The sequence below is a fragment of the Phytoactinopolyspora endophytica genome (assembly GCF_004138495.1).
Classification (GTDB): Bacteria; Actinomycetota; Actinomycetes; order Jiangellales; family Jiangellaceae; genus Phytoactinopolyspora; species Phytoactinopolyspora endophytica.
Map to the genome: position 1 here is coordinate 129,602 of NZ_ML142868.1, position 1,218 is coordinate 130,819.

Here is a 1,218-nt window from a genome sequence, read left to right on the forward strand (position 1 = left end):
CACGTGCCGCGATGCTGACTGCGGCTTTCCTCAGCGGACCGTTCGCCGACTCGGCGTGGCGGCGCGAACGTGGCGCCCTGCTCGACGTCGGTCCGCACGTATTCGACCTGCTTGACGCCGCCCTCGGTCCGGTAGAGAGGATCAGTGCCCGCGCCACTGCACGCGGGTGGGTCGGCATCCACATCGACCACCAGAACGGCGCGGGTTCCGATGTCACGATGAGCTGCGAGGTGGGCGTCGAAGCCGGGAGGTTCGACGTGGAGCTGTACGGCCCCGAAGGATCATTGACGTTCACGGTCGGCACCGGCGACGCCGACGACCTGCATGCCACCATCAGGTCGGAGTTCACCCAGGTCACACGGGGCAACGTCCATCCCTGCGACGTGCACCGCGGCCTGTACATCCAACAACTCGTGGACGCTGCCGAACGGTCGTTGGACGCCGGGCCGGTCTCACTCGTCCCGCCCACCCGGTGAGGCTCCCGAACGCGCCGAGCGTGCGCCGGCGGCTCGGCCTCATTCACGCGACTCCGGCATCTCTTCGCCGGCCACTCGAGGACGACCGTCGTCCGGATCGCTCATGGACGCTCCTCAGCGTGCATGAGCTGGAGGCGGTCGTCCAGAAGCCGGTCGATGCTCTCCGAGGTGAGCAGGACATCGACAGGATCCTTGCACCGCAGCCGCTGCTCGACCAGGGCCGAGATGGCGGTGTCGACCTCGTCTATCTTGGAACCGACAAGCAGACTCATCGTGATCCCTCCCCAGCTGATGAATGGCTACGCGATATGAGTAGCCATTCATCGCCGAGTTGAAACAGCAGACGCCGGACACATTGCCCTACGCCGACTCCTCATGCTGCCCGCGCACACGCAGCCGCTGTTCCCTCGGCACCAGGGTCGGGTTGACGTTCGCCTCCACAGTGTCGCGGTCGATGACGACGTGGCGGATGTCGTCGCGGCTCGGCACCTCGTACATCACGTTGAGCAGCACCTCTTCGAGCAATGCCCGGGTGGCGCGGGCGCCGGTCCGCCGCAGCAACGCATGGTCGGCGATGGCCGCCAGGGCGTCCTCGGTCATCTCCAGTTCGACGCCGTCCATCCGGAACAGCTCCTGGTACTGCTTCACCAAGGCGTTGCGCGGCTCGGAGATGATCCGGATCAACGCGTCCCGGTCCAGCGGACTCACCGTGGTCAACACCGGCAGCCGACCGATGAACTCA

Annotated in this window: 2 protein-coding genes and 1 pseudogene; 1 reads left to right on the top strand and 2 read right to left on the bottom strand. The window is 66.3% G+C overall.

The features are described 5' to 3' along the window. On the top strand, positions 1–476 hold a 476-nt coding region (locus ELR45_RS28870), incomplete at its 5' end, for a Gfo/Idh/MocA family protein (RefSeq protein WP_205857472.1). 101 nt (positions 477–577) lie between these two features. Here ELR45_RS28870 and ELR45_RS35975 read toward each other — a convergent pair. Continuing rightward, the gene (locus tag ELR45_RS35975) at positions 578–748 is read right to left on the bottom strand and encodes a hypothetical protein (RefSeq protein WP_165368201.1); all 171 of its coding nucleotides are present in this window, start codon (positions 746–748) and stop codon (positions 578–580) included. A gap of 88 nt (positions 749–836) precedes the next feature. Continuing rightward, positions 837–1,218: pseudogene (locus ELR45_RS41660) on the bottom strand (ATP-dependent Clp protease ATP-binding subunit ClpX); the annotation flags it as partial.

Excerpts from the sequence above, each read along its gene's own strand:
- ELR45_RS35975 (WP_165368201.1), bottom strand. The coding sequence starts at position 748 with ATGAGTCTGCTTGTCGGTTCCAAGATAGACGAGGTCGACACCGCCATC.